At 70.7% G+C, this 24413-nt stretch carries 28 protein-coding genes and 1 pseudogene; 6 read left to right on the forward strand and 23 right to left on the reverse strand.

Translation table 11 applies throughout. The features are described 5' to 3' along the window. Positions 1–72: 72 nt before the first annotated feature. Genes IE245_RS32765 through IE245_RS32780 form a run of 4 tightly spaced genes read right to left on the reverse strand, consistent with a single transcriptional unit; the run spans position 73 to position 2840 of the window. A complete protein-coding gene (locus IE245_RS32765) occupies positions 73–840 on the reverse strand; it encodes a DUF2637 domain-containing protein (protein WP_189954348.1) in 768 nt (255 codons plus the stop codon). A gap of 38 nt (positions 841–878) precedes the next feature. Beyond that, positions 879–2297, reverse strand: coding sequence for an FtsK/SpoIIIE domain-containing protein (locus IE245_RS32770; protein WP_189954350.1), 1419 nt, complete (start codon positions 2295–2297; stop codon positions 879–881). Between the two features lies 1 nt (position 2298). Then, on the reverse strand, positions 2299–2490 hold the full coding sequence (locus IE245_RS32775; RefSeq protein WP_189954352.1) for a hypothetical protein: 192 nt from the start codon (positions 2488–2490) through the stop codon (positions 2299–2301). After that, complete coding sequence (locus IE245_RS32780; RefSeq protein ID WP_189954354.1) at positions 2487–2840, reverse strand: SCO3933 family regulatory protein; 354 nt, start codon at positions 2838–2840, stop codon at positions 2487–2489. Before IE245_RS32780 ends, IE245_RS32775 begins: the two co-directional genes overlap by 4 nt. Positions 2841–3010: 170 nt before the next feature. Here IE245_RS32780 and IE245_RS32785 point away from each other — a divergent pair, with 170 nt between their 5' ends. Then, on the forward strand, positions 3011–3877 hold the full coding sequence (locus IE245_RS32785) for a GntR family transcriptional regulator (protein WP_189954357.1): 867 nt from the start codon (positions 3011–3013) through the stop codon (positions 3875–3877). Between the two features lie 586 nt (positions 3878–4463). On the opposite strand, the gene IE245_RS32790 is transcribed toward IE245_RS32785, so the two are convergent. Further along, the gene (locus IE245_RS32790; RefSeq protein WP_189954358.1) at positions 4464–4709 is read right to left on the reverse strand and encodes a DUF7848 domain-containing protein; all 246 of its coding nucleotides are present in this window, start codon (positions 4707–4709) and stop codon (positions 4464–4466) included. After that, on the reverse strand, positions 4697–4939 hold the full coding sequence (locus IE245_RS37440; RefSeq protein ID WP_373305442.1) for a hypothetical protein: 243 nt from the start codon (positions 4937–4939) through the stop codon (positions 4697–4699). Before IE245_RS37440 ends, IE245_RS32790 begins: the two co-directional genes overlap by 13 nt. A gap of 281 nt (positions 4940–5220) precedes the next feature. Between IE245_RS37440 and IE245_RS32795 the strand changes: the two genes are divergently transcribed. The 4 genes from IE245_RS32795 (at position 5221) to IE245_RS32810 (ending at position 7239) form a co-directional block, all read left to right on the forward strand. Next, a complete protein-coding gene (locus IE245_RS32795) occupies positions 5221–5940 on the forward strand; it encodes a helix-turn-helix domain-containing protein (RefSeq protein WP_189954407.1) in 720 nt (239 codons plus the stop codon). A 2-nt stretch (positions 5941–5942) separates the two neighbouring features. Then, a complete protein-coding gene (locus tag IE245_RS32800) occupies positions 5943–6413 on the forward strand; it encodes an NUDIX hydrolase (protein ID WP_189954360.1) in 471 nt (156 codons plus the stop codon). 233 nt (positions 6414–6646) lie between these two features. Then, positions 6647–6982, forward strand: a complete 336-nt coding sequence (locus tag IE245_RS32805; RefSeq protein ID WP_189954362.1) for a hypothetical protein — start codon at positions 6647–6649, stop codon at positions 6980–6982. 8 nt (positions 6983–6990) lie between these two features. After that, positions 6991–7239: a hypothetical protein gene (locus tag IE245_RS32810; RefSeq protein ID WP_189954364.1), complete on the forward strand. Its 249-nt coding sequence runs from the start codon at positions 6991–6993 to the stop codon at positions 7237–7239. Positions 7240–7342: 103 nt separating this feature from the next. On the opposite strand, the pseudogene IE245_RS32815 reads toward IE245_RS32810, so the two are convergent. Continuing rightward, positions 7343–8365, reverse strand: a pseudogene (locus tag IE245_RS32815) (tyrosine-type recombinase/integrase); the annotation flags it as partial. A 65-nt stretch (positions 8366–8430) separates the two neighbouring features. Then, positions 8431–9201 carry a transposase gene (locus tag IE245_RS32820; RefSeq protein ID WP_189954366.1) on the reverse strand — a complete coding sequence of 257 codons (771 nt, stop codon included), beginning with the start codon at positions 9199–9201 and terminating at the stop codon, positions 8431–8433. A gap of 94 nt (positions 9202–9295) precedes the next feature. Here IE245_RS32820 and IE245_RS32825 point away from each other — a divergent pair, with 94 nt between their 5' ends. Then, entirely contained in the window at positions 9296–9847 is a 552-nt protein-coding gene (locus IE245_RS32825; RefSeq protein WP_189954367.1) for a hypothetical protein, read from the forward strand. Positions 9848–10061: 214 nt separating this feature from the next. Here IE245_RS32825 and IE245_RS32830 read toward each other — a convergent pair whose 3' ends face one another. The 15 genes from IE245_RS32830 to IE245_RS37445 all read right to left on the reverse strand — a co-directional run bounded on the left by IE245_RS32830 (position 10062) and on the right by IE245_RS37445 (position 23752). Beyond that, on the reverse strand, positions 10062–10376 hold the full coding sequence (locus tag IE245_RS32830; RefSeq protein ID WP_189954369.1) for a VOC family protein: 315 nt from the start codon (positions 10374–10376) through the stop codon (positions 10062–10064). A 43-nt stretch (positions 10377–10419) separates the two neighbouring features. Then, complete coding sequence (locus tag IE245_RS32835) at positions 10420–10833, reverse strand: hypothetical protein (protein ID WP_189954370.1); 414 nt, start codon at positions 10831–10833, stop codon at positions 10420–10422. A 39-nt stretch (positions 10834–10872) separates the two neighbouring features. Then, complete coding sequence (locus IE245_RS32840) at positions 10873–12132, reverse strand: hypothetical protein (RefSeq protein WP_189954372.1); 1260 nt, start codon at positions 12130–12132, stop codon at positions 10873–10875. 405 nt (positions 12133–12537) lie between these two features. Further along, positions 12538–16185, reverse strand: coding sequence for an AfsR/SARP family transcriptional regulator (locus IE245_RS32845; protein WP_189954374.1), 3648 nt, complete (start codon positions 16183–16185; stop codon positions 12538–12540). A gap of 7 nt (positions 16186–16192) precedes the next feature. After that, a complete protein-coding gene (locus IE245_RS32850; RefSeq protein WP_229851870.1) occupies positions 16193–16675 on the reverse strand; it encodes a TadE/TadG family type IV pilus assembly protein in 483 nt (160 codons plus the stop codon). Beyond that, positions 16672–17136, reverse strand: coding sequence for a TadE/TadG family type IV pilus assembly protein (locus IE245_RS32855; protein WP_189954376.1), 465 nt, complete (start codon positions 17134–17136; stop codon positions 16672–16674). The genes IE245_RS32850 and IE245_RS32855 overlap by 4 nt, the downstream gene beginning before the upstream one ends. Beyond that, positions 17133–17477: a TadE/TadG family type IV pilus assembly protein gene (locus IE245_RS32860; RefSeq protein ID WP_229851873.1), complete on the reverse strand. Its 345-nt coding sequence runs from the start codon at positions 17475–17477 to the stop codon at positions 17133–17135. The genes IE245_RS32855 and IE245_RS32860 overlap by 4 nt, the downstream gene beginning before the upstream one ends. Positions 17478–17530: 53 nt before the next feature. Beyond that, a complete protein-coding gene (locus IE245_RS32865; RefSeq protein ID WP_189954379.1) occupies positions 17531–18226 on the reverse strand; it encodes a hypothetical protein in 696 nt (231 codons plus the stop codon). A gap of 47 nt (positions 18227–18273) precedes the next feature. Then, positions 18274–18462: an LPXTG cell wall anchor domain-containing protein gene (locus IE245_RS32870; protein ID WP_189954381.1), complete on the reverse strand. Its 189-nt coding sequence runs from the start codon at positions 18460–18462 to the stop codon at positions 18274–18276. A 23-nt stretch (positions 18463–18485) separates the two neighbouring features. Further along, positions 18486–19373, reverse strand: a complete 888-nt coding sequence (locus IE245_RS32875; RefSeq protein ID WP_229851882.1) for a type II secretion system F family protein — start codon at positions 19371–19373, stop codon at positions 18486–18488. 5 nt (positions 19374–19378) lie between these two features. Next, the gene (locus tag IE245_RS32880) at positions 19379–20299 is read right to left on the reverse strand and encodes a type II secretion system F family protein (protein ID WP_189954391.1); all 921 of its coding nucleotides are present in this window, start codon (positions 20297–20299) and stop codon (positions 19379–19381) included. Continuing rightward, entirely contained in the window at positions 20296–21882 is a 1587-nt protein-coding gene (locus tag IE245_RS32885) for a TadA family conjugal transfer-associated ATPase (protein WP_189954393.1), read from the reverse strand. The genes IE245_RS32880 and IE245_RS32885 overlap by 4 nt, the downstream gene beginning before the upstream one ends. Then, positions 21875–22744, reverse strand: a complete 870-nt coding sequence (locus IE245_RS32890) for a CpaE/TadZ family protein (protein WP_189954395.1) — start codon at positions 22742–22744, stop codon at positions 21875–21877. The genes IE245_RS32885 and IE245_RS32890 overlap by 8 nt, the downstream gene beginning before the upstream one ends. Next, positions 22744–23355 (reverse strand): SAF domain-containing protein, encoded by a 612-nt coding sequence (locus IE245_RS32895; RefSeq protein ID WP_229851876.1) that lies wholly within the window; start codon positions 23353–23355, stop codon positions 22744–22746. The genes IE245_RS32890 and IE245_RS32895 overlap by 1 nt, the downstream gene beginning before the upstream one ends. Before the next feature lie 139 nt (positions 23356–23494). Next, on the reverse strand, positions 23495–23752 hold the full coding sequence (locus IE245_RS37445) for a hypothetical protein (RefSeq protein WP_229851878.1): 258 nt from the start codon (positions 23750–23752) through the stop codon (positions 23495–23497). Positions 23753–24413 lie beyond the last annotated feature (661 nt).

Genomic DNA, 24413 nt, shown 5'->3' on the forward strand with positions numbered 1-24413 from the left:
CATGACGAACCAGGCCCATCGGGTGGGCGTGAATTTCGAGGGAGGGGCGATCCGGCCGGAGGCCGGGGTGGCTCAGAGCTGAGCGAGGACGGCGGTGGCCACCGGCAGGGCGACGCCCATGCGGGTCGCGAGCTGGGCGGCGGTGACCGGCGTTCCGTGCTCGGCGTGGTGGGTGTCCGCGATGCGCCGGGCCGCACTCAGCAGTGCGGCGGGCAGGGCCGGACGGGAGCCGGAGGCAGGCGCCTTGGCGACGGCCGGGACTGTGACGGAGCCGGGTACCTCGATCACGGCAGGCACTTCGGCCAGGGTCGGCGCAGGTGTCGCGGCGGGGTCTGGCTCAGGGGCCGAGGCCGCCGTCTCGGGAGCGGGCGCCGAGCTGGGCGCCGGCTCAGCGATGGGTGCGAGGGCGGGGGCAGATGTGGTGGCGTCCTCCAGGTGTGCGGCGGTGTGGAAGTGGGCCAGGAAGGTAGGACCGACGTGGCCCCAGCCCAGGAGCAGGAGCGGGGCGACGGTATCCAGGCAGGCCCGGCCGTAGCGTCCGGTCAACAGGGGTTCGGCCGTGTTCAGCGCCAGGGTGAGCAGCCCGCACAGGTGCAACAGCCGGGTGCTGGCCTTCAGGTCGTGCTCGGGGACGCCGCGCAGGGCCAGGAACCGCAGCGCGACGAGGAGTCCGACGACGGACAGGTCCACCATGGGCGCGATCAGCGGCGCGATCGGGCGGGGGACGCCGAGCCGCAGGGCGAGCGCCCAGACGTTGCCGAAGGAGAAGACGAAGGCCAAGGCCGCGATGACCGCCATGACCACGGTCACGGTGCGCCGGGTGAACCGTTCCTCCGCCATGCGCGGAACCTCCTCTCGGGGCGTGGGGATCGGGGCGTTCAGGGCTTGGACAGGGAGACGGCTGGACCGTCCGGTCCTTCGTCGTCGCCGGGGCCCGTGTGGCCGGCGGTGTCGAGGAGGGCGTCCAGGCACAGGGCGGGGTCGGCGGTCAGGTGGGAGGTGGCTTCCGCGATACGGGCGGCGTCGGCGTCGGAGACGTACGGGGTGCGGATGCGGGTGAAGCTGGGACGGCCCTGCATCGCCATCACCGCGACCCCGACATAGGCGGGGTCCTGCAAGGTGACCGGGCTGGCATCGGGCCAGTTGCGGATGTCGTCACCGAGTGCGGCCACCGCGGCTTCCACCGTCTTCTGCGCGAACGACAGCCCGACCGGACACACGTCGCGGATGAAGGTCGGGATGGCGTCGCCGGTGGGCTTCTGGCTGATCAGGATGGTCAGGATGCCGACGCTGCGGCCCTTCTTGACCAGGTCCTCCACCAGTCGGGCGTTCTCCGCCGTGAGCGCGGCCAAACGTTTCGTCTCGGCGTCGCTGCCCTTGTACTCGCGGAAGTACGTGTGCGCCTCGTCGATGAGCACCACGGTGAGCGGCCACAGCCGCGAGGGGCCGACGTGCCACATGTTCTTCACGCCCAGCACGTCCCGGATCACCGAGGACCGCCGCCGACGCAGCTGAACCAGGCGCTTGAACAGCGCGTTGGCCTCGTCCAGGTCATCGCCGCAGAACGCGAACATCCGCTTGACCAGGTCCGCGTAGTCGCCCTCGGCGGCGCGCGACACCTTCCCGTCGAAGCCCACGATCTGCACGGCCGCCGACGGCGCGAGGTCACAGACGAACTTGTTGATCCCCGAGGTCTTGCCCGCGCCGGGTGTGCCGGCCACCGTCACCCCGGGCACGTTTGCCAGAGACACGCAGACGGGTGCGGCGTACTCGTCCACCCCCAGTTCCCAGCGGGCCACGTCCCCCGGAGGGCGGCCGGTGGGCCGGTGCTCGGTCGGCGTGGTCAACGGGTCGGAGCGTACGCCACGGATCACCACCTTGCCGGGCCCGTCCGGCAGGACGGAGACCCGTGTGCACCGCCAGGCGTCGGCCAGGAAGCGTGCCGCCTTCTGGTACTCCTCCAGCCCGACCTGCGGCAGGGTCCTGGCCCGTACGATCACGCCGAACCGGTCCGGCTTCACCTTGATCTTCGGAGTCAGCACCCGGGGCGCCGGGGCGGGGCCGTCCTTCTGTGCGGTGATCTGTGCGAGCAGGCCCGGGGTCTTGTCGGTGACCGTCAGTCCGGCCATCCGCGCGAGGCGCGCCCAGCCCCAGCGGACCAGCAGGGCCTGCCGCATGCTGGCGCGCGTGCCCCGGTCGGCGCGGACGTAGCGCACCACGGCCAGCAGCAGCGTCACACTGACCAGCACGGTCGCGACCAGCAGCGCATCCGGTCCGTAATCCGTCACGGCTTCCATGTCAGTCCCCCTCGGTCTCGGATATCAGGCGGAGGATGTCGGCCAGGTCCAGCCCGGCCGCGTCCGCCGGGGTCAGGCCGAGCAGGGCGAGCACCGCGCCGGAGGCGGAGAACGTCGCCTTGCCCTCGGTGCCCGGCAGGGGCCGCAGCACATGCAGCTCCCGCTGCGGCCCCTGGCTGGCGGGGCCGGTCACTGGGCGGCCTCCGCCGCGACCAGCTCCAGGCGGGCGGCGCGGTAGGCGACGCCGTCGGAAAGCTGACCGTTGAAGATCCGCGCCCACGGGGTGGCGAACAGTTCCACCGGCCGGACCATCACGCCCGGCTTCAGCCCGGCCGCCAGGCCGGTCTCCGGGACCGTGATCTTCAGGACCTCGGCCCGGCCGTCCTCCATGAGCATCACCGTCACCGTGTACAGCGATGCGCCGGTCTCCCGGTCGGAGGCGACCTCCCCGGTCTGCTGGTCCTTGATCTTCAGCACCGGTTCGGTGCCCGCGATGCACACCGCCGACGGCAGCAGAGCAACACGGATTCGAGACATGGCCATGCCATCACATCCTCATCGTTCGAGATGGAGCCGCTTGATCGACTCGACACGACCATAACCGCACGCCCGCTACACCCGCAACACTCGATTCGTATCGATACACCTGTGCGTCTCGGACGCAGGGGCGGCCGGGTATGCCGTGGGTGCCGGTCCGCCGCTACCCTCGTGTCATGACGCTGCCCCTGGACCAGGACCCCCGGCCGCCCTACGTGCAGGCCGCCGACGTCCTACGCGCCGCCATCCGTGACGGCGAGCTGCGTCCGGGCGAGCGACTGCCCTCCGCACGCGAGCTGCAACGGCGCTTCGGTATCGCGAGTTCGACGGTCCAGAACGCCCTGCGCCTGCTCAAAGAGGAGGGGCTGATCTACTCCGTCCTGGGGCGGGGCAGCTACGTGCGCGCCCACGACGGCGAGCCCGAGCCAGAAGAGGAAGAGGCCGCCGCCAGCGAGTCTGACCCCGCGTACGTCGGACTCGGTGACCTTCGGCGGGGATGGCAGGTGGCGCCCACCGACGACCCCCGCCCCCCGTACGTGCAGACCGCGGACGCACTCCGCAAGCAGATCCAGGACGGCCGGCTCGCACCAGGGGCCAAGCTCCCCTCCGCCCGCGAGCTGCAACAGCAGTTCGGCATCGCCAACTCCACCGCGCAGAACGCCCTGCGGCTACTCAAGGACGAGGGGCTGATCTACTCGGTCCAGGGCCGGGGTGTGTTCGTCCGCCAACTCAGCGCGCACGACCAGTTCCTCAAGCGTTACCACGAGATGCTTGACAAGTCTGCGGCCCAGCGCCGCGCGGACGAAGAGGCTGTACGCCTTAGCGGCAAGACCGACGATGAAGTCGCCGCCGAACTGGAAGCCGCCGAGGAACGCTTCACGAAGGCCAGCGTCGAATTCGAAGCCGCCACAGCCCACAGGGACGCGATGCGCGCCGTCATGGAGCAACGCAAGCGCCTCAGCGGCAACTACAGCCCCGAGGAGAAGGCCGCCAAGGCCCAACTCCTCCGCGACAGACTTGCCGAAGGCCGACGCCGACGCTGACCCCGAACCACGCCACGGCGTGGCAGCAGGGGGTTGACTTCCGGAGAGCTGTTCAGAGTTTCTTTACTTGATCAAGGGCGTCCCGCTGACGCGGGCCGCCGCGCGCCGGCGGTCGGTGACCGCCGCCCGCTCCTGTCTGCCGCCCCGCTGGCGACGGCCGTCGACCACTCGGCGCGCAGGGCCCAGAGGCACAGGCCGGACTGTCAATCGGAAGCCCCGCTGTCCGACCGGGTCCCCGAGAGGCCGTCCGGCTATCTCGTACCGTGCGGCGTCGGCACCCCGGCGGAGCTGTCGTCCGGAACGCGGCCACTGTGCTTGGCTGGGGCCGTGACGATGGAGATGACTGGGCTGATGCCGGTGCGGGGTTGAGCGAGACACACGTGGCGGGTGATCCGTTGGCGCGCCCGCCGTCGTGGCTGACTTTCTGGGGCTGAGGCCAGAACCTCACGGTCATGGGCACGGCGCACATGTGAAGGCCCGTCCCTGCTGGGGCTGACGAGGACGGGGGAGCCTCGATTGGCCGCGCCCGGCAGGGACGGGAGTCGGGTGGGTCAGCGTGGTGCGGCGCCTGGGCGAGCGAGGCAGGTCACATCTGGCGCCAGGTCCGCCAGGGGCGGGTGATGATCTCCCGGTAGGTGTGGTGGGACGGGTTCTGGCCGCAGTGCCGCAGCACCCATTCCTGTGGTTCGGCGAAGTCCTCGCTTGTCGGCGAGGTCTCTCCGTCCACGGCGCACTGCATCGCGTACAGGACCGGCTCCGCGTCCGGCTCGCGGTCGGGCTGGAGAGTCCAGGTCTCGTAGCGCAGGACCGAGCGAGGGGTCACCGTCCCCACCGCCGGTTGGCCACGGCCACCTTCGCGCTCAGCTCCTCCGTCGGAGTCGGCGTACGTACGTCCTCTGGCGGCACGTCCCACTCCCGGCCACCGCGCGGTGGCCGAAGCTGCACGTACGGCCCCACGTGCCCCATCACCACGCCCACCTTGCCGCTCCGCCGGTCGACCACCAGGGCGCCGGCATCGGGCGAGTCGGTGTGCCCGTCGGCATTAGGGGTGGGAGACGTCATCGTGACCACCCCGGCGAGGCGGCGCGCGACCGGGCGTCCAGTCGCAGGGCGGGAACACATGGGGTGGCGCTCATTCGCACGGTGACGCTCCTCGGCGGCGTTGATGTGTACCCCTGGGCCTGTTGGTGCCGCAGGGTCGGCACCGATCCTCACGCCGGTCACCGGGACGAAGGAACCTCCACCAAACCCCACTTCGGGACGTCCTGCACCGTGTAGAACGTCCCTAGTGTCGTCCTGAGACAAGGGGGAGACTCGTGCCGAACGAGAGACTACGAGCCGTCATGGCGGCGGGAGGCTGGACGTACGCGACCCTCGCCCAGGAGGTGGAGGTCGACCCCAAGTCGGTCGAGCGCTGGGTAAACCTCGGGCGTATCCCACGTCGTGCCACAGCCCTCCAGGCGGCCAAAGCCCTGGGAGAAGACGTGCACGCACTCTGGCCGGCACTCCGCCAAGCCCGCCCCGCCCGCGCCATCAGCCCCGAACTGGTCGCGCTCTACGAGCAGCGGGCCGACATCCCCGCCTCGACGTTCACCGACCTGATGGCCCAGGCCCGGGAACGGATCGACATCCTCGTCTACGCGGCAGTCTTCCTCCACGAGGCGTACCCGCGACTGAACGAACTCCTCACCGAACGCGCCGCCGAAGGTTGCACGGTCCGCGTCGCGATCGGGGATGCCGACAGCGACAACGTCCAAGCCCGCGGTCAGGAGGAGCGGTTCGGCCACGGCATCGAATCCCGCTGTCGCCTCGCGCTCATGCATTACAGGCCCCTCGCCGGCACCCCCGGCATCGAAGTCCGCACCCACAGCACCACGCTCTACAACTCCCTCTACCGCGCCGACGACCAGCAACTCGTCAACGCACACGTCTGGGGTGTCAACGCCTACGCCGCCCCCGTATGGCATCTTCGCCGACACGAGGCAGGCGGCATGTTCGACACCTACGCCGAGAGCTTCGACGCCGTGTGGACGACAGCAACCCCCGTACGAGAGGAAGGCTGACCGTGGCCCGCACCGAGTACTACGACGACCCGAACGCGCCCAAGCCGAACAGCATGGTCGTCGCCGCATCCGCCGTCGTCACCGACGACCACGGCCGCATCCTCCTCCAGCGCCGCCGCGACAACGACCTGTGGGCCCTGCCCGGAGGCGGAATGGACCTCACCGACTCCCTGCCAGGCGCGGCCGTCCGCGAGGCCAAGGAAGAAACCGGCCTCGACGTAGAGATCACCGGCCTGGTCGGCACCTACACCGACCCGAAACACATCATCGCCTACACCGACGGCGAGGTCCGCCGCCAGTTCAACGTCTGCTTCACCGCCCGCATCACCGGCGGTCAGTTGGCTATCTCCGACGAGTCCACCGAACTCCGGTTCGTGCCGCCGGAAGAGATCGAGCAGTTGCCGATGCACCACACCCAACGGCTCAGGATCCAGCACTTCCTGGAACACCGCGAGAAGCCGTACCTGGGCTGAACTGTCTGACGGCAGTAGCTGACGGCAACAACCCCGCACAACCACGGACACCCACGCACGTCGCCGGACCAGCAGGCTGGGTTTGACCAGCGAAAAAGCAGGTCGAGGGGCTCGCGCAGCACACGTACTATGTGCTGGCGGGGGCTACTCCGGTCCTGGTTCATAACTGTGGAGTTACGCGTGGCGGTAACGAAAGCACTTACTCTATCTCGCATGATGCGAGTGGAAGTGGCGTGATTGCCGACCTCGATAGTGATGGCATTCTGACCATGATGATGCACAACAATCCCGACAAGGGTTCGCCGTTGCGGGGTAAGGCGATGTTCGACGAAGTTATGGGACACTTCGGGGACAGAGTTCAGGGCGTTCAGGGAATCTGGGTCTACGGAGATAACCTTGGAGGCTTCAATGAAGCTGTCCGTGGAGGTGCGAGCCTTGTGTCGGCAGCCAAGGGAACCTGGACTGGAAGACAGGCAGCCAGATATGGCTTCACTCGTGCGAGGATCGATGAAGCAGTTCCGAGGCTCGACGGGGACTTCCAGCAAGTCCTTGCCACATTCCGAAGATAAGGGAACTGATGGACGAGGAAATTGAACGATTGGCGCGCTTGGCCGTCGAGTACCGCGGAATTGGGTGCAGCATCGCAGAGATCGCTGATTTCCTAATCGACAAGCATCCAAACTTGAGGTTGGCGCCGTTCCGGCTGGCCCAAGTGCTTCGATCGGCCTTCGGTCTTTCGGTTCGTGACCTGCAATACGTCACGGCATGGGTGCAAGGTGAGATTTCACTGGAAACACTGGAGGAGCACCTTCAGGTGACTCGGTAAGTCAGCCTCAGTCCATAGCATGCTGTGGACATTTCGAGAGGCCCCACCGAATGGGTATTCGGTGGGGCCTCTCGGGCGTTTGACGGCAACGCTGACGGCAACGTCAGCGGACGCCTGCCGCGGCGGGTGGGTCGTCCGGGTTGTCGTTGACAGGGCCGAGGGCGCCGTTCAGGGTGTCGATGGCTTGGCGTTGGAGGCGGAGCCTTACGTGGGCGTAGACGCCAGCGGTGACGCCGATGTGTGCGTGGCCCAACAGCTCCTTGATCACAACGAGGTCCACGCCTTGCTCCAGGAGTAGCGTCGCGGTCGAGTGGCGTAGGTCGTGGAAGCGGATGCGGCGGAGTCCGGTTCGGTCGAGGAAGCTACGGAAACGGCGGGTGAGGTTGGCCGGGTCGAGCGGGCCGCCAGTCGGGGTGGTGAAGACGTGGCCGCTGCCTCTCCAGTCCGGTCCTGCCGTCTCACGCTCCTTGCCCTGCCGCTTCTTGTGTTCCTTGAGGGAGCGGAGACATTCGGTGGGGAGGGCGATGCGGCGTTCGGAGGCGCGGGTCTTGGTAGGCAGGTGGGTGAGGCCACCGCTGCGGGTGCGCTGAAGCGAGCGGCGGATGCTGGCGGTCCCACTGTTGAGGTCAAGGTCTTCCCAGCGGAGGCCGAGTAGTTCGCCTTTGCGGAGGCCGGTGCGCAGGGCGAGTTCGTACAACGCGTGGAGCCGGTCCGTGCGGGCGGCGTTGAGGAACCGACGGGCCTCCGTCGCAGTCAGGGGCCGGAAGCGCCTGGGCCGGTGCGTGCCGGCTTTGACGTTCCGGGCGACATTGCGCGGCAGCTCATCCTCGCGGACGGCGTGTTCCAGCGCCGACTTGAGGACCGAGTGCACGTAGGTCACGGTTGAGGCGGACAGTCGCTTCTGGCAGCATTCGCCGACCGTGCAGCACCTCTTCCGTTCGGTGTCGAGTCCCTGGGTGCAGCACTGGCAGGTGGCGCGGAGCCGGTCGAGGAAGGTGCGGATGTCCTTGGCGGTGAGCCGCGCGATCTTCTTGGTGCCGAGGCTGGGGATGAGGTGGAGGCGGACGCAGGCGGCGTAGCGGGTGTGGGTGTTCTCGCGGAGCTGGTGGACCGCGACACTGCCTAAGGGTTGTCCCGCAAATGATCTCCGGGGCGCCTCGGGCATGGCGGGCCACCGTGCGGCCCGCTTGCCTAACCGGCGAGAGCGAGGTTGTGCATCCGTGCGATACCGAGCATGGCGTGGTGGACGCCGTCGCCCTTGAGGCGGCAGTCACGCAGGATCTTCCAGGTCTTCATCCGGGCGAAGACGTGCTCGACGCGGGCACGGACCTGCCTGTGGGACTTGTTGTGTTCCTCTTTCCAGTCCGGAAGTTCGGTCTGGCCGCGCTGTCGGCGGTGCGGGATGACGAGGCCGGTACCCGGGTAGCCGCCGTCGGCAATCGTGGTGGTCTTGCCGACGGCGGCCTTGGCGCCGGACTCCTCCCACGCCTTGCAGTCATTGCGGTTCCCGGCAAGCGGCCGACCGACCACGACGACAAGGCGGGTATCGGCGTCGATGACGACCTGGTGGTTGGTCGAGTACCGGTAGTTCTTCGACCTCTCGGCGATGGCGTGGTCGCGGGTGGGGACCAAGGTGCCGTCCACGATGAGCACGGTGTCTTTGGCGAACCGCTTGCGGGGCTGGAGGGCCAGCAGGGGGCCGAGGTGGTTGATGACTCGGCCGGCCGTCGACTTCGAGACACCAAACAGCGGAGCGAGCTGCCGCAACGTCAGGTTGGGTCGCCAGTAGGCCGTGACCAGCAGCACTCGGTCTTCCAGAGGCAGGCTCCACGGCCGCCCTTGGTGGACCGCATCTGCTCCAAGGCGCCGGAGCATGGTCAGCAGTTTGCCGAAGCAGCGGGGGCTCAGCCCCGCGAACGGGGTTATCCAGGACGGCTCCGATGCCGTGATCACACTCGCCACGTCATGATCATCGCGCAGGCCGGCCTCATGCCGAGACATTCCCACAGCTACGCTGCTGGGGGCAGTCCACAGTGAGCAAGACCCGGGGGGAACCGTGAACCGACCTCTGCTGTTCCTCGACGTGGACGGGCCGCTCAACCCCTATGCGGCCAAGCCGGAGAGGCGTCCCGACGGCTACACCACACTCCGAGTTCCGCGGAACGATGCCCATGAGGACGACAGGGGCCTTGCGTCCCGACGGCGCCCCCTGCGGGTCTGGCTCAACCCGGAGCACGGACGAATCCTGCTCCGGCTCGGCTTCGAGCTGTGCTGGGCCACCACATGGATGGACGACGCGAACCGGTGGATCGCACCGGTCCTGGGCCTTCCGGAACTTCCCTTTGTGGACTTCGGTGACGCCTTGTTCCAAGAGCGCCCTGATGGAGTCCACTGGAAGACCGGACCGTTGGTGAGCTACGCAGGCGGCCGTCCCTTCGCCTGGGTGGACGACGAGCAGAGCGAGCTGGATCAGACCTACGTGACCGCCCACCACCAAGGACCTGGGCCCCTCCACCACGTCAACCCGCGGATCGGCCTACGCGAGAACGACTTCCACACGCTCGCCGACTTCGCCCAGTCCCTGGACACCTCACGAACCACCGGCTGAGCACCTCGCCAGTTCGGCAGGCAGCTCCGCACTCGCAACCGAGATCTTTGCGGGACAGCCCTTAACCTCGTCGGGCCGGATCAAATCCAGTCCTGACCAGCGAGGCAGCCACCTCCCGGCTCGCAACGCTCAGTCACTGCTGCACGGAACCTGTGCCAGAACCCGTTCTCGTGGACAAAGCCACACTTCCGACCTGGAGAGCGATGGACCGTGCTCAGGTCGAGTGGACTTCGACCGTGCGGCCGTCGGGGTCGGTGAGGATATGGCGTCCCGGTGTGAGTGGCGGAGTGGCTGTGCTGCCGTCGACGGTCAGGCCGAGGCGCAGTGCGTCCGTCTGGCGTCCAGGGCGGGCTGGGTAGAGCTCGAACACCATGCCGTTCGGAAGGATCGCGGCATAGTGCTCGGGACCCTGGCCGTGCCGCTCCGCGGCGAAGTCCAGGCCAAGGCCCTGGTAGAAGCGCCGGCATTCCTCAAGCCGCGGCGAGTACAGCACCAGCAGCGTCACGCCGACTGGCATCGGGTCACTCATCGATTCCTGGCCTTTACTGACGAGCGAGGCCCGTCGTGGTGGACTACGAGTAGACCTGCCACCAGCGGTCCGCCTCAGCGCGAGCCACTTCGGCGTCGTACTGATTCGCGTCGAAGTGGAGCTCCGGCGGCGGGTAGGGGTTGGGAGTAAGAGGGGACAACCCCGGTACTTCCCAGTCCGACCACTGAACGATCTCGCCGCACCGCTGTACGACCACGGTCAGGAAGCCGCAGCAGCCGCCCGTGCACTCGGGTTCCCCCAGCTCCAGGCGGCGCGGTTCACCGGTCGCTCGCAACAGACTGGGCAGCCCCGCCGGCAGCATCTGAGCCGCGTACGGTCCGCGACCACCGTCGTCGACCGCTTCCTGAACGACGTCCTCACCATTGACCCAGAATCGCAGCGTGGCAGCGAACCGGGGCCCCGGCGGCAGCGCCTTGATCTCCAGATAGTCGAACATCAGACCACTGTACGGGGTGCGCTGATGCCGCGGCCCAGGTCACTGCGCGGGGGTTTCAGACGGCGCTCCGACGAAGGTTTGCAGGGCTTCCCGCGTGTGTGGAAGGCCGCGGTCCCGCAGCCGGTCGGCGGACGAGCGGATGAGCCAGTCGTGCCGGTGGCCGGCGAGATCGCTCAGGAGCTGCTGCTGCGCCGTAGTCAGGTCGGCGTAGCGGGGCGCTGGGTGCGGCTGGGGAGCGGGGAAGAGCTTCTCGATCGCGCTGCGGGTGCGGAACCCGTAGTGGTCCCAGACGATGCGGGGCAGGCATGCGTCGAGCGTCTCGCGCACGGCGGCCGAATCCGGGCCGGGCGGAAGGGTTTGGAGGGTGCGTTCGATGTGGGCGTGGAGGTCGCCCTCGCAGTAGTCGGTCACGCGGTCGAACGGGTGGCGGGCCGCGGCGGCGAGTTCCGCGACGGCGCGGTCGACCAGGCCGGGGCCGACGGGCGCTTCGTCGAGGCCGGCGAGGCGGATGAGGGCGGTGGCCGCGGCCCACCGCACCAGCGGGTCTTCGGCCTCCAGGTACGGGGTGATGTCCCGGACCATGGAGGAGGGGCCGAGGAGGCCGGCGGCGAGCAGCGCGGTGGCCGCGGTGACCGGGATCTCGTCCTGCCCGGCAAGGGCAGTCAGGCGGGGCATGGAGGTGGCGGCGAACTCGGGGAACCAGGCCAGGAGGTAGGCGATCCGGGTCCGCAGACGGGCGTCGCCGTCATCGAGAAGGACCAGAAGGCCCGGGAGCTCGGCCAGAACCGCATCGTACGACTGCAGCGCCGACCACCGGGAGTCGAACGAGTTGCCGGCGGCCACCCAGTCCCGCGTCTCCTGCAGCTCCGCGCGCTTGTCGGGATCCGTCTCGGCGGCCAGCTGCTCGTCGTACCACGGCAGAAGCTCCTCCGGACCCCACTCCGCCGCGGCCGCACGCCATCCGGTCACGTTGATGCCGGTGGTCACGTCGTACTCGTCGTGCCAGTCCACCGCCAGGCGGGTCAGCAGCCACATCGCGTCCTCGCGGGCGGCCGCGGGCCCCGCGACGGCGATCCTCGCGAGGAACGGCACGGCGACCGGAGAGGCCGAATACCGCGAGCCCTGATGAAAAATGCTGCTGAACAGGCTCCTGAAAGCCTGCTCCCGCGCCTCGTCGTCGCTCCCGCACAGGGTCCGTATATGCCCTGGGACATCCTCTGCCGACCCGTAGGCGTGGTCCAGGCCGGCCCAGTTCACGTCGTCCAGTCCTGCCAGCAGCTTCTCGTACTCGTTGATCATCGAAGGAGGATCCCAGAAGACACTGACACAGCCTCCGTGGTCCAGCTACTCCCGCCTAAGGGCTGCTGGCCCGCCCGGGATCCCCGCCACCGGCAGCCCCTTACGACACGTGCCGGTAGGTGGTGGCGGGCTGGACCACCCGGTGGCCCCAGCGGGCGTTGAGCCGGTCGAGGACGGGTTCGATGCGCAGTCTCGCCTCTCGCTCAGAGATCCAGGGGCAGCTGGGTGCCGGGGCCCTCCTCGGCGGCCGCGAGGTCCTCGACGGTCAGGACGATCTGCCGGACCCGGGCACTCTGGAGCGCCACACCGTCCGACTCGGTACAGCCGGCGCAGCGTTTGTGGCTCCAGGAGTGACGACACCGCCCTCCCCGCGTACAACGTGGGGAGGGCGGTGTCTGTTGCCGGTCAGGCGCGGGTGGCCTGCACCATGCGGATGGTGTCGGCGGTCTCTTCTTCCATGGCCCATCCGTGATCGGTCAGGAGGGTCTCCAGGCGCTGGATGGATTGCTCCAGGCCGTCGTGGTCGCCCAGCAGTGCCAGCGCACGGAACCGGTGGCGCCACAGTTCCTCGCGCTCGCGGGCGACGTCGAGGCCGCGGCCGGCCGCCCACAGTGCCCCGCGTCCGTCTCCGGTCTCCAGGCACCAGTCGGCGAGCAGGGCGGCGGAGTTGACGACCTTGTCGTTGATCTCCTCGATGATCGGCTCGGCCCAGCTGTAGTAGGTGGAGCTGACGCCGGAGAAAGGCCGGCCCCGGACCAGTTCGAGCGCGCGGCGCAGCAGGACCTGTCCCTGGGGGCGGGGGAGCTGCAGGGCGGCGTCGTGCAGGAGCTGGAACTGGATCCAGTCACATTCCACTCCGACGAGCCGGTGGCCGTCGGTGTGCTTGGCCATGCGCCGGAAGTACGGCTGGCCTTCGTCGTCGGTGCCGAGCCAGCGCCGGACGTCCCGCAGTCGGGTGTTGCGGGTGCTGGGGCTGGTCAGGCCGCCGCGCGGTGAGAGGACCTCGTCGATCTGAGGTGCGGTGGCCCCGGGGTTGAGGACCAGGAAGGCGGCGAGCTCGGTGGCCCTGGTGCGCCGGTTGGAGTCGACGGTCCCGCGCGCTCCGGTGATCTCCACGGTGCCCAGGATGCTGATCAGGGGCTGGCCTTGAGGGAAGACGATCTCGGGAAGCTCCGCACCGGCACCGTCAGTGCCGGTGGCGGCCTCGGCGGGCTGGGGCGGGGTGGTGGAGGCGGCGGGCAGCCGGACGGTGATCTGGGGCAGGGCTCGGGCGGCGGGCAGGACGATGTGGCCGGGGGAGGCGGAGGCGGGCAGGAGCGTCACCGGGGTGGGTGCAGCGCCGGATCCGGCCGCCGTGTCCGCGTCCGCGGGATCGGTGGCGTCCGCGGGATCGGCCGGCGCCTTGAGGGCTGCCGGGGCCGCGGTGTCCCCGGCGTCGTCCCGGGTGCGCTCGATCGAGGCGTCCTCCAGCCCGTCGCTCTCGTCTGAGTCGTCCTCGTCCTCGTCCTCGTCCTCGTCTTCGTCGTCGAGGTCGGCCAGGCGGGACAGAAGGCTCGGTGTGTCGCCGTCCTGCGGCACGGCTCCCGGCGGTGCGGGGGCGGCCACACCTGCGGCTTCGGCGCCGGGGAGGAGGCGGTCGAGAGGGACGGCCGGCGGCGCGGGGACGCCGGTGGGGGAGTCCGCCGTCATGGCCAGGGTGAGGATGTCGGCGTACTCGTCGTCATCGCACATCGACAGCACGCACCGCAGGGATGAGTTCGGGACCGGGAAGTCGGGGTGGTCGGTGTCGATCTCCCACACCTCTCCCGTGCCGCGGGCGGGCTGCGTGCTGCTGGTGATGAGAGTGGTTGAGGACAGGGGCTCGTCGCGCAGGAGGGCGTCGACACGGCTGACGGCCTCGGGGCCGGGGCAGGTGTCCAGGTCGGTCAGGACCACCAGGGGGGTGTATTCCTCGGCTTCCGGTGAGAGCCGGGCATGGGACATGCTCGGCAGGCCCGCGTCGGCCATGAGCTGCTGCTGCCCGGTGTGGTGCCTGCGGGTGGCGTCGGCTGCCGATTCCAGGTCTTGGTGCTCCTGGACGCGCTGGGCGTCGAGGAGACCGAGCCCGGGGGCGGTGTCCTCGCCGGCGACGGCGACGTCGACCTGCCCGAGGGGAGACAGCGCCAGGGAGATGCCCAGCGTGCGCAGCATCTGCAGGTGGCGGCTGCCGGTCAGGTGGACCGCGCCGAACTCGTCCAGGTCGACGAGAAGCAGTCCGCCGGCCGTGTCACCACCGAGGAGAACCAGCGCCGGGTAGGGGGCGGCGATGTCGGCGAGGACGTCCTCGTCGAGGAGCTCGCCGGAATCGGCCGGACACCACCACACGCCGGGCCGGTCTGCGACCGGGCTGAACGGGACCACCGGGCCGGGGCCCTCCCCGTCCTCCGTGGCGTCGGACAGGTGCAGCAGAACTCCCTCGTCGCCCAGCTGGACAGCGGCGAGAGCAGGAAGATCCCGGCCCTGGGCCGCCAGCTGGACGGCGAGCGTGCGCAGGGCTGCGTCCAGCAGGAGCAGTTCGGCGCTGCTGTCCACGCTGCGCAGTGCCCGTTCGGTGACCGCGGCCCGGCCGGTCGGCATGGCGATGTGCTCTCCGGCCTTGCGGCGGCGTCGCTGCAGAGCGCGGCGGCGCTGGAGCATCAGCACGACACTTCCTGCGGCCGCGATGCCGCCCGCTACCGCCAGGACTGTGCTCGGGGTGCTGCTCGCAGCGGTCTGCTCGGCAGTGGCCGGCGCGGCGCTCGCGGGGGCCGGGGCGGTGGGCTGGGGTGCGGGGGTGGCCGGAGCGGCCGAGGGCGTCTCCTGGTTGGGGGCGGGGGTGGCCGGTGCGGTGCCGGTGCGCTCCGGGGCCGGGGCGCTGCGGGAGGGAGCGGGCGTTTCCGCAGCGGGGCCGGTCGTCTTCCCGCCTCCAGCGCTGTTCCCGCCGTCGGTTTCGGTATCGGCGTCGGGGGTGGAGGGCTTGGGGGTTTCGGTCTGTGCGGGCACCTTCGGTTTCGGTGCGGCCCGCTCGGGGCCCGTGCCGTCGTCGTTGGCGGTGGGGCCGAGGTCGAGGACCTGGCCGGGGTAGATCTTGTTCGGGTCGGTGAACGTCCCGCCGCCGGGGACGGGTTCGCCCCGGTTCGCCTCGTAGATCACGGGCCAGTCTTCGGGGTCACCGTGGGCGTCGGCGATCGACCAGAGGCTGTCACCGGCCCGGACCGTGACACGGTCCGCCGCCTCCGTCGCGCCCGCGGTGCCTGCGGTGTTCGTCGTGGTCGCCTTCGGGGCGGTGGCGTCGGTGGCCGGGGAAGCGCCGATCTGGGTCACGGACGCCGGGGCCTGACCGGAGCTCTCCGCGGCCGCGGCCGGGGCCGCGGCCGCAGCGGGCCGTGCGTCGGCCGGAAGCTTGATCACGGCGCCCCTGGGGAGGTACTGGTCGCCCGCGGCGAGCTGGGGGATGTGCGGGTTGAGCGCGGCGATGTCCTTCCACCGCTTGCCGTCGCCGAGGTAGTCCTCCGCGAGGTCCCACGGCAGTTCGCTCGCGGAGGCGACCGTGTGCTGCAGCGTCCCGGTCTCGCCCGTCCGCACGGAGACCGCAGAGGGGACACCGGCCGTCGTGGTGGCCTCGCCCACGGTGTGGGTGGCGCTCGCCGCGACCGCCGGCGCCACGGTCGCGGCCGAGGCCGCAGTGGGGGCGAGCAGCACGATGCCGCCGACGAGGAAGGAGGCGAGGGACTGCACCGACCCCAGTCCCCGGATCCTGGGGGCGGACCGGCGGCGCAGCACGGCGACGATCTCCACCAGGACCGAGAACGTGAACGCCGCCCACCCCGCCCAGCCCAGACAGGTCAGCACGACGAGGAACAGCCGGCCGTCGTCCTGTTCCAGCAGACTGAACCCGCCGTCGGCGAGTTCGGTGGGCTGATGCCCGACGGTGAGCAGCAGGTAGGGGACACCGGCCACGAGGGCGGCCAGGACGACGAGCCCGAGCACGGCCCGCATCAGGAGTCCGGCGGTGGGCAAGGGAGCGGGGGACATAGGGGGCTCAGCCTCCGGCCTGGGTCTGCAGGTGCGCGGTCGCGGTGCCGGTCACGTGGATCGTGCCGACGCCGACGAACTGCGCGAAGTAGGTGGTGTAGCTGTCCTGGACGTTCACGGTGAGGCTGCGCCCGTCCCCGGTGATCTCGGCGCTGCCCTGAAGCCCGGCGGCCGCGAGGTAGTCCTGGGCGGCCGCGACCGCGGCGTCCGGGTCGAGAGTGATCGCGTCGCCCTCCATGGCCTGGGCCACGTCCAGCTGCTGGCCGGCGGCCCGCGCGGCCTCCTGCGCGCCCGACGTCGCACGGTTCGCCGCGTTCAGCGCGCCGCCGCCGTCGACCAGCAGGCCCATCACCATCAGCAGCGCCACCGCGACCAGGGCGAAGTACAGCGACATCGAGCCCCGGTCACGCTCGGCGCGGGAAACGCGGGCGGCCGCGGCCGCCCGCCACCGGGCCCCGGCCCGGTGCAGCAGGAGGGTCACTGGGGTCACTGCCGCCCCCTGTAGGTGTCGAGGGGGCTGCTCCAGGACGCGGTGAGGGTCTTGGAGCCGGGCAGGCCCGGCAGGCCGATGTCGGACAGGTCCGCCGTGCACGCGATCGTCGCGGTCACGGTCGCCTCCTGCCCGATGTCGAGGGAGTAGCCGGAGGTGTCGACCGTGACGCTGGAGGCCCGGCAGGTGACGCCTTCGCCGTTCAGGCTGCTGGCCGCGGCCGCCTGAGCGCTGGCCTGCGCACTGCCGGCGTCCCGTTCCAGGGACGCCGCCCTGGCGGCGGCGCGGGCGGCGCCGTCCACGGAGCCGGCCGCGCTGGTGACCCGCCCGAACGCGATCATCAGCAGCAGCATGCCGATCACCACCGGGGCCAGGACCGCGGTCTCCAGGGCGTAGGAACCGCGGTCGCGGCCCGGGCCCCGTACGGCTCGTGCCAGCCGGGTGTACAGCGTTCGGGTCATGGGGCGGTCACCCGCTCCACGGGAGCGTCGGCGTGTTCGGCGACCTCCAGGGTCAGCCCCGGGACCAGGGTCGCGACGTGGCCGCGAACCGTGATGCGGACCGTTTCCGCCGTGCTTCCCCCGGAGGACACGCTCGCCCCCCGGACGCTGTCCCCGAACCGGGCCAGATACGTCTGGGCCTGCGCCACGCCGTCACCCGCGCCCGCGTTGTACTGCCGCCCGGCCTCGACACCCTGCCGGGCGGCCGACTGCGCGACGCTCTTGGCGTGGAAGTAGAAACCGGTCTGGATGATGGTGAAGCCCAGCGCGAGGACGACGACGGCCAGGACCGCGAACTCCACGCTGCCCACCCCCCGGTCGCCGCCGGCGCCCCGTATCCGTGAAAGGAACCGTTTCACGTTCCCCCTCCGCCCAGGACGAGGTCGGCAGCCGGCCGGCAGGGTCGGCCGATAGCCGCGCTGCGCTGCTCGAATCCCGGCGGAAGCCACCCCCGGCCGAGAAGCCGGGGATGCGCCGGGAACCGCGTGAGCGCGGCCAGCGCGAACATCAGGGAAGCCCAGGGGGTGGCGATACGCATCGCCACCTGATTGTTGGCCGTGCTGATGTAGGTGGTCTGGAAGACGTCGGGTGCGACCAGGTCGATGAAGTCCAGGCCGGACCAATACAGAACGACCGAGCCGGCCGGGCGGACGGGGTGAACGATGAACGCCCCCTCCCGGCTGACCGTCACCTCGCCGGACACCTCCGCGACCCACCGCGGCTGAGCGTTGCGGGCAGCCTCCCTGCGCCGGCTGGAGTTACCGACCGCGGCGCCGAGGAGACTGCCGATCACGAACGCCGGCGGACCCGCAGCCACGACCTGATTGTGGTGATAGCTGCCGTTTCCCAGGGCCCGCCACCTGTAGGACCGGGCCGGACCGGTGGCCAGCGCCCGGTCACCGGAGGGCAGTGGGGCGACGGTCGCGACGAGCGGACGGCGGTCGAGTTGTCCCTGGACGACGTCGGCGACGATCTCGCAGGTGTGCCACAGGTATTCGTCGAGCGCCGTCCAGGCGGGCGGGCCCTGCGAAGGCACGGGGCGCGGGGGCACAGGCTCTCCTGAGTGAGGAAGGGGATAGCGGCCGGGCTGCGACGGGCTCAGCCGCCGCTGATGATGCCGATCTTCTCCAGGAGCTTGGACCGGATCGCGAGGACCAGCAGTCCGGCGCCGACCAGCAGGGCTCCGGCGATCAGGGCGAGTTCGGTAGAGGTCTGGCCTGCGTCGCCGCGGTTCTTCAGGGCCTGGTAGTGGCTCTTGATCCACACGGTCAGGGTCTGGATGTCCATGGTGATTTCCCCCTTTTGGGTGTTCAGCTTCCGAGGATGGTGATCGTGACCGGGATCATCACGAAGACGAGCATGAGGATGACGCCGGCCGTGACCGGCAGGACCATCGCGGCCGACGCCGCGTTCGCCTCGGCCTTCGCGTCGGACAGCAGCGCGATCCGCAGCTGCCGGGCCTGGGCCTGCAGCGTGGTGTAGACGGCGGCGCCCTCTCCGGCGAGCGCGAGGGTGTCGGCCGGGCGGGTCAGCTCGGGAATGCCGAGTTCGTCGCCGAGCTGCTTGAGCGCGTCCCACACGGTGACGCCGGCGAGGTCGGCCTGGTGGAAGACCTGCCGCATCCGGGCGAAGATCCAGCCGTCGCCGACCTGCGCGGTCTCCGTCAGGGCCTGGGCCGCGCCGCTGTTGGCGATACGGGCGAGCGCGACCCGCTCCAGGTAGGAGGCGGCCGCATGCCGGACGACCTGCCGGGCCGCGGCCGCGTCGCGCGCGACCTCCTTGCCCGGCCACAGCCAGAACAGCGCGGCCAGGGCCAGCGACACGACCACGGGCATCACGAACGGCAGCGGAGCGCCGGCCAGCGCGAGCAGCCCCTGCAGCAGCTGCGGGAGCAGCAGCCCGTACAGGGCGAACAGCACCCGCTTGCCGAGGTGTTCGGCGGGGCTGATGCGCAGCAGCGCCAGGTCCTGCGCGGGCAGGGTGATACGGCCGCCGAACTCGCCGAGCAGCCGGGTACCGACCCGCTCGGGCAGGCTCCCGGTGGACACCGGCGCGGCCGAGGCCACGGTGGGGCCGCCGGCCTTGGCGACGTCGAGGCGGTCGAGCGCGGAGGCCAGGTCCCGGCGGACGGGCAGCAGCGCGCGGACGGCAAGTCCGATCAGCGCGCCGGCGGCGGCCGCGGGCAGGACGGCGTGCATCGGGATCACCGGGGACCTCCCGTCAGGGCGAGCAGGGTGGAGGCGGGAAGCGGGTCGATCAGCCGCGGGTCGGGCTCGGTCCGCGCGATCGTCCGCAGCCACCGCAGCGTGTAGGCGAACGCCCCGCCGAGGCCCGCGAGGACGAGCTGCCCGAGCGGGGACTGGTACCAGCCGGACCAGGCGTCGTTGAGCATGCAGCCGATGACGACGACGCAGATGACCATGGACACCATGCGGGAGGACTTGCGGACCTTCGCCCGGTCGGCCTCGATGCCACGGGCGTCCGCCGCCTGCTGGTGGATCGTGACCGCGAGCGCTTCGAGGGCGTCCGACAGGCCGGGCCCCTTGTAGACGGCGTGCGACTGGAACAGCAGCACGACGTGGTCGCTGACGCCGTCGGCGAGTTCGTCGGCGAACAGCGCGAAGGCGTCCTGGGCCTCCATGCCGCTGCGCAGCCGGTCGGACAGGGCTTGGACGTTCGCTGCGATCGGCCCGGGCGCGGCCTTGGCGGAGGCGCGGATGGTCTGCGGAAGGCTGATGCCGGCCTGGTGGATGCCGGCGAGGTGGTTGAGCCACTGCCCCAGCGCCTCCAGCCGCTCGATCCGCAAAGAGGCCGCGGTGCCGGGGTTGAGGACGTAGGGCAGGCCGAGGACGGCGGCGCCCGCGAGGAGGCCGTGGACGGGCCATCCGGTCCACGCCCACACCACCAGCGTGACGATGCCCGCAGCGGCCAGCAGGTGCCGCCAGCGGCGCTGCCACTTGTCGGGCAGACCCGCACGGGCACGCTGGATCCGCCCAGCCATCCGGGACGCCGGCTTCGCCGGGTCGACGACCCGGCCGCGGGCCTCCCGTACGGCGGCGAAGACAGCGAGGACGGCGACGACGGCACACAGGGCCGCGACGAGAGCGAGCTGGGAGGTGTTCACCGGCGCCCCACCGTCGCAAGCGGCCCCATCCAGGCCCCATAGGGGTTGTCGGTCAGCCACTCCCTGCGCATCAGCCCGGTCAGCTCCAGCTCGTCGATGAAGGACGGCATGTTCTTGTACACCGCGCGGATCTCCCCACCCTGCGGCGCGAACAGCTCGGTCGTCACCGGCCGCCCGCCCTCACCGACGACGTCGTGGACCTCGTAGATGTGCGAGACGAACCGGTGCTTCTGCCCGCCGATCGCCGTCTCGTCCAGATAGGTCAGGTAGACGACCAGGTCGATGGAAGACGCGATCAGGTGGTGGGCGGCCTCGGTCTGCATCCCCGCCTCGGTGCACAGCTGCACCAGCCGGCTGATGATGCCGTGCGGCCGCCGCACGTGCAGCGTGCACATCGACCCCGACCCGCCCGCGGACATCGCCTGCAGCATCGGCACGATCTCCGTCGAGCGGACCTCACCGACGATCACCCGCGTCGCGTTGTACCGCAGCGCGGTCGCGAACATGTCGGAGATCGTCACCTCGCCGGCCGCGCCGCCGCCGCGGGTCTCGCCGTTGGACTGCCGCGCCTCGAACGCGTACGTCACCGGCCCCGGCTTCGGGCCCGGCTCGTCCAGGTACAGCTCGCGGTCCGACTCCAGCGTCACCAGCCGCTCCGACGGCGGGATCTCCCGCCCCAGCGCCCGCAGCAGCGACGTCTTGCCCGCACCCATGTCGCCGACGACCAGGATGTTCATCTTCGCGTGCACGCACGCCGTCAGGAACCGCTCCAGCATGGGGTTGATCGACCCCCACTGCACCAGCTCCGCGATCCCGTGCTGACGGATCCGGTGCCGGCGGATCACCACCGACGGCCGCGTGGTCAGCAGACTCGCCGTCACCCGTGACCCGTCCGGCATGCGGAAGCCGACCATGGGGGTGGCCTGCGTCAGGGCCCGCTCGCCGTGACCGGACAGCCGCGCCATCCGGTTGACCCACGTGATCAGCTCTTCGTGGCTGTCGGCGACCTTCTCGATCGTCTGCCGGGGGCGGTCGTGGTACTCCACGTGCGCGCGCAGCCCGTCGACCATCACGTCCTCGACGCCGTCCTGGTCGAGCAGCGACTGCAGCCGCCCGCCCCGGTACATCGAATCGAAGACCGCCGTCCCGATCGCCGTCTCCTGCTCCGCCGTCAGCGGGACGTTGCCCTGCGCGTAGGCGGTCGCCCAGTCCGCGACCGCGTTGCGCACCAGGCGGCGGGCCAAAGCGCGCCGGTCGGCCTCCTCCAGCAGCTTGTCGGGGTCCTCGGCGCTCAGCTTCGTCGACACCAGGGACTGGAGGTGCTCGATCACCTCCCACTCCACCGGCAGCGCGCCGGGCAGGCCCGCGAGCGACGGCACCGCCCCCACCCCACCGTCCGCGGCCGCCAGCGAGGCCGCGGCGGGAGCGTCGGGCGAGACGGCCGACGGAACGGCGGGCTGCGGGGAGCCGGTGGCGGTGGGGCGGCGCTGCCCGATCCGGCCGGCGAGCAGACCGGCGATGTCCGCCGGCCCCATCGGCGCTGGCGAACCCTCCGCGCCGGGACGCTGCTGCGTGTCAGCCACGACGTCCCCCTCGCTCCGCGAGCCGCTGCAGCATGCCGCTGATCTGCACGCTGCCGGTCCGGGCCGGGTACTGCTGCTGGATCCGGCGCCTCGACGCCGCCGCCTCCAGCTGCTCCGTCGCCGTCCGCGCATGCCGCAACAGACCGCTGCGCGCATACCCCCGCGGCGGCCGGCCCCCGTTGGTGAAGAAGGAGCCCACCGCCGGCTCGAACGGCAGCGCACCCAGCACCGGCGTCTTCAGCGCGTCGGCGACCTGGTGGGCCCGTGCCGGGCCCTCCTCGATCAGCAGCAGCCCGAGCGCGTCCATCCCGCTGCCGTGCTCGGCGAGTTCGGTCCGCAGCGGCTCGATGATGTGCCGGGCCAGCGTCAGGGACTGCTCGGTGCCGCGTACGACGAGGAGCACCAGGTCGGCCTGGTGCAGCAGCGGCGCCGGCGTCAGCGAGGTATGCAGCCGCCCCGACTCCAGCGCCACCCGCCCGGCGTCGATGAAGACGTCGTGCCCGGCCTCCTCGGCCATCACGTGCAGCACCTCGGACAGCATCGGCCACGTCCGGCTCAGCGCACCGGCCTGCCCCGGGTCGGTCAGACCCGGCAAAAGCTTGCGGTGCCCGGCCTCGTCCAGCGGCCACAGATGCGACGCGAACGTGTTGGCCAGAGCCTCCGGCCCGGTCCGCTCCGCGGCCGCCAGATGATAGAGACCCTGGCCCGCGCCGACCTCGCCCTGGAGGAACCCGGCCCGCAGGGTCCCGCCGGCCGGATCGCACTCGGCCAGCAGAGACGGACGCTTCGAGGCGAGCGTGAGCGCGAGCGCGCTGGTGGTGACACCGCAGGACTTCGCGGAGACGAGAGCGGTGACCGGCATCAGCTGCTCCGCGGCTGACGGACGATCGCGACCCGGCCCTGGGAGGCACGAGTGGCGAGCAGCGGACCATCGGACGGCGCCACCGCGAGGTTGACGACGACGCTGCCGGAAGCGTCGGGCCGCGACACGCTCACCACGACCCCGCTCACCGTCGACGGCGGCGCCTCCGCCTTGCCCCCGGTCTGCTCGTTCTGCGCCGGAGTCGTGACCGCGAGGACCTTGTCGCCCGGGGCGAGCGTCCCGGCCGGGGCCTGCCCCCGCTTCACCTGCACACCCACCTGCTGCTTGTCGTCCCCCAGACCGGTACCGGCCGAGAGCTGGGACGCGGTGAGCAGACCGCCCTTGCGCAGCTCCACCGCGGTTCGCTTGCCCACCACGGACGCCTTCTGCGCGGCGGGCATCGGGGTGAGCGCCGCGTCCGCGGACACCTCGGCGACGGTCAGGTCCGCCGCGGTGAGCGGCTGGCCGGCCGGGACGTCCCGGGCGACGGCCAGCACCTTGGTGCGGTCGCTCGCCGACGTGACCGCCGCGGCCGACCCCAGACCCGCGACGGCCGCCAGGACCACGCACAGTGCCGCCACCGACCAGCGGCGCTCCTTCTTCACCGGCACGCTCGTGGTGATCGGGATCTCCGGACGCGACGGACTGGTGGGGCCACTGGGGTTGGAAGGGCGCGGGACCGGCGCCGACGTGGTCGTTTCCATGGATGGTGCCTCTCAGAAAGCAGGAAGCGAAGAGGAACGGCGGGAGCTAGTTGAGGACCTGGACCTCGACGACGGTGATGTCGACGGCGCTCTGTCGGGTCTCGGTGAGCTGGCCGGACTGGCCCGTCGTCGCCTGCCAGTCGATGGACCAGGTCGACGTCGCAGTGACGTGGTATTTGCCCGTCGGGGTGGTCGAGGACGGGCTGGTGTAGCGGTGGCCGCAGTCCGGCGGCGGCTGCTTGCCGTACTCCGCCTTGTACGGGGTGCCGGGGGTCGTGCAGGTCACCGTTGTGCCGTCGCCCATATTCCATACGATCTGAGTGACCTTCGCGGTCGCGCTCACGGTGACTCCGCCGGCTGACGCGGAAGCCGTGTTCGGGCCGTAGGTCTCCACACCGCGCTCGGTCCACATGTAGACGGGCAGACCCACCACGCCCTTGCCACCGGGCTTCGGGGTGATCCCAATCGCTGGAGGACGCAGCAGCATTTTGTCCAGCGCCCGTTGGGCGAGCACTGCAGGGTCGATCGCGGCAGGAGGAGGTGCGCCGGGTCCTCTGTAGACCCAGATAGTGAGGGGACCGCACAGCCCCTCGTACACCGCACCGCCCTCGGAGGGGTCGTGCCCCTCCCAGAAGTGGCTGCCCGCAGGAGGCTGAGGGTCGGCCAGTTCGTACGTGCACTCCGGCTCCGGCTCCGCAGATCCGCCAGCAGGATCCGTGGACGGATCTGCGGCCTTCGTCCCGCCGCTCCCATTCCCGCTCCCGCCGCTGCTCCCGCCACCGGTGCCGCCGCTCGCGCCGCCTCCGCCACCTGGAACCGTGACGTTGACACAGAAGAACCTGTCACACGGTTTGGCATGAGGGTTGGGGTCGGCCCAAGCGGGGATTACGCCTAGGGTCTGTTGTGAAAGTGCTGGTCACAGCCACTCGTTGATGGCTGCGACCAGCACGGTCGCTTCGTAGCGG

The sequence above is a fragment of the Streptomyces roseolus genome (assembly GCF_014649855.1).
Taxonomy (GTDB): domain Bacteria; phylum Actinomycetota; class Actinomycetes; order Streptomycetales; family Streptomycetaceae; genus Streptomyces; species Streptomyces roseolus.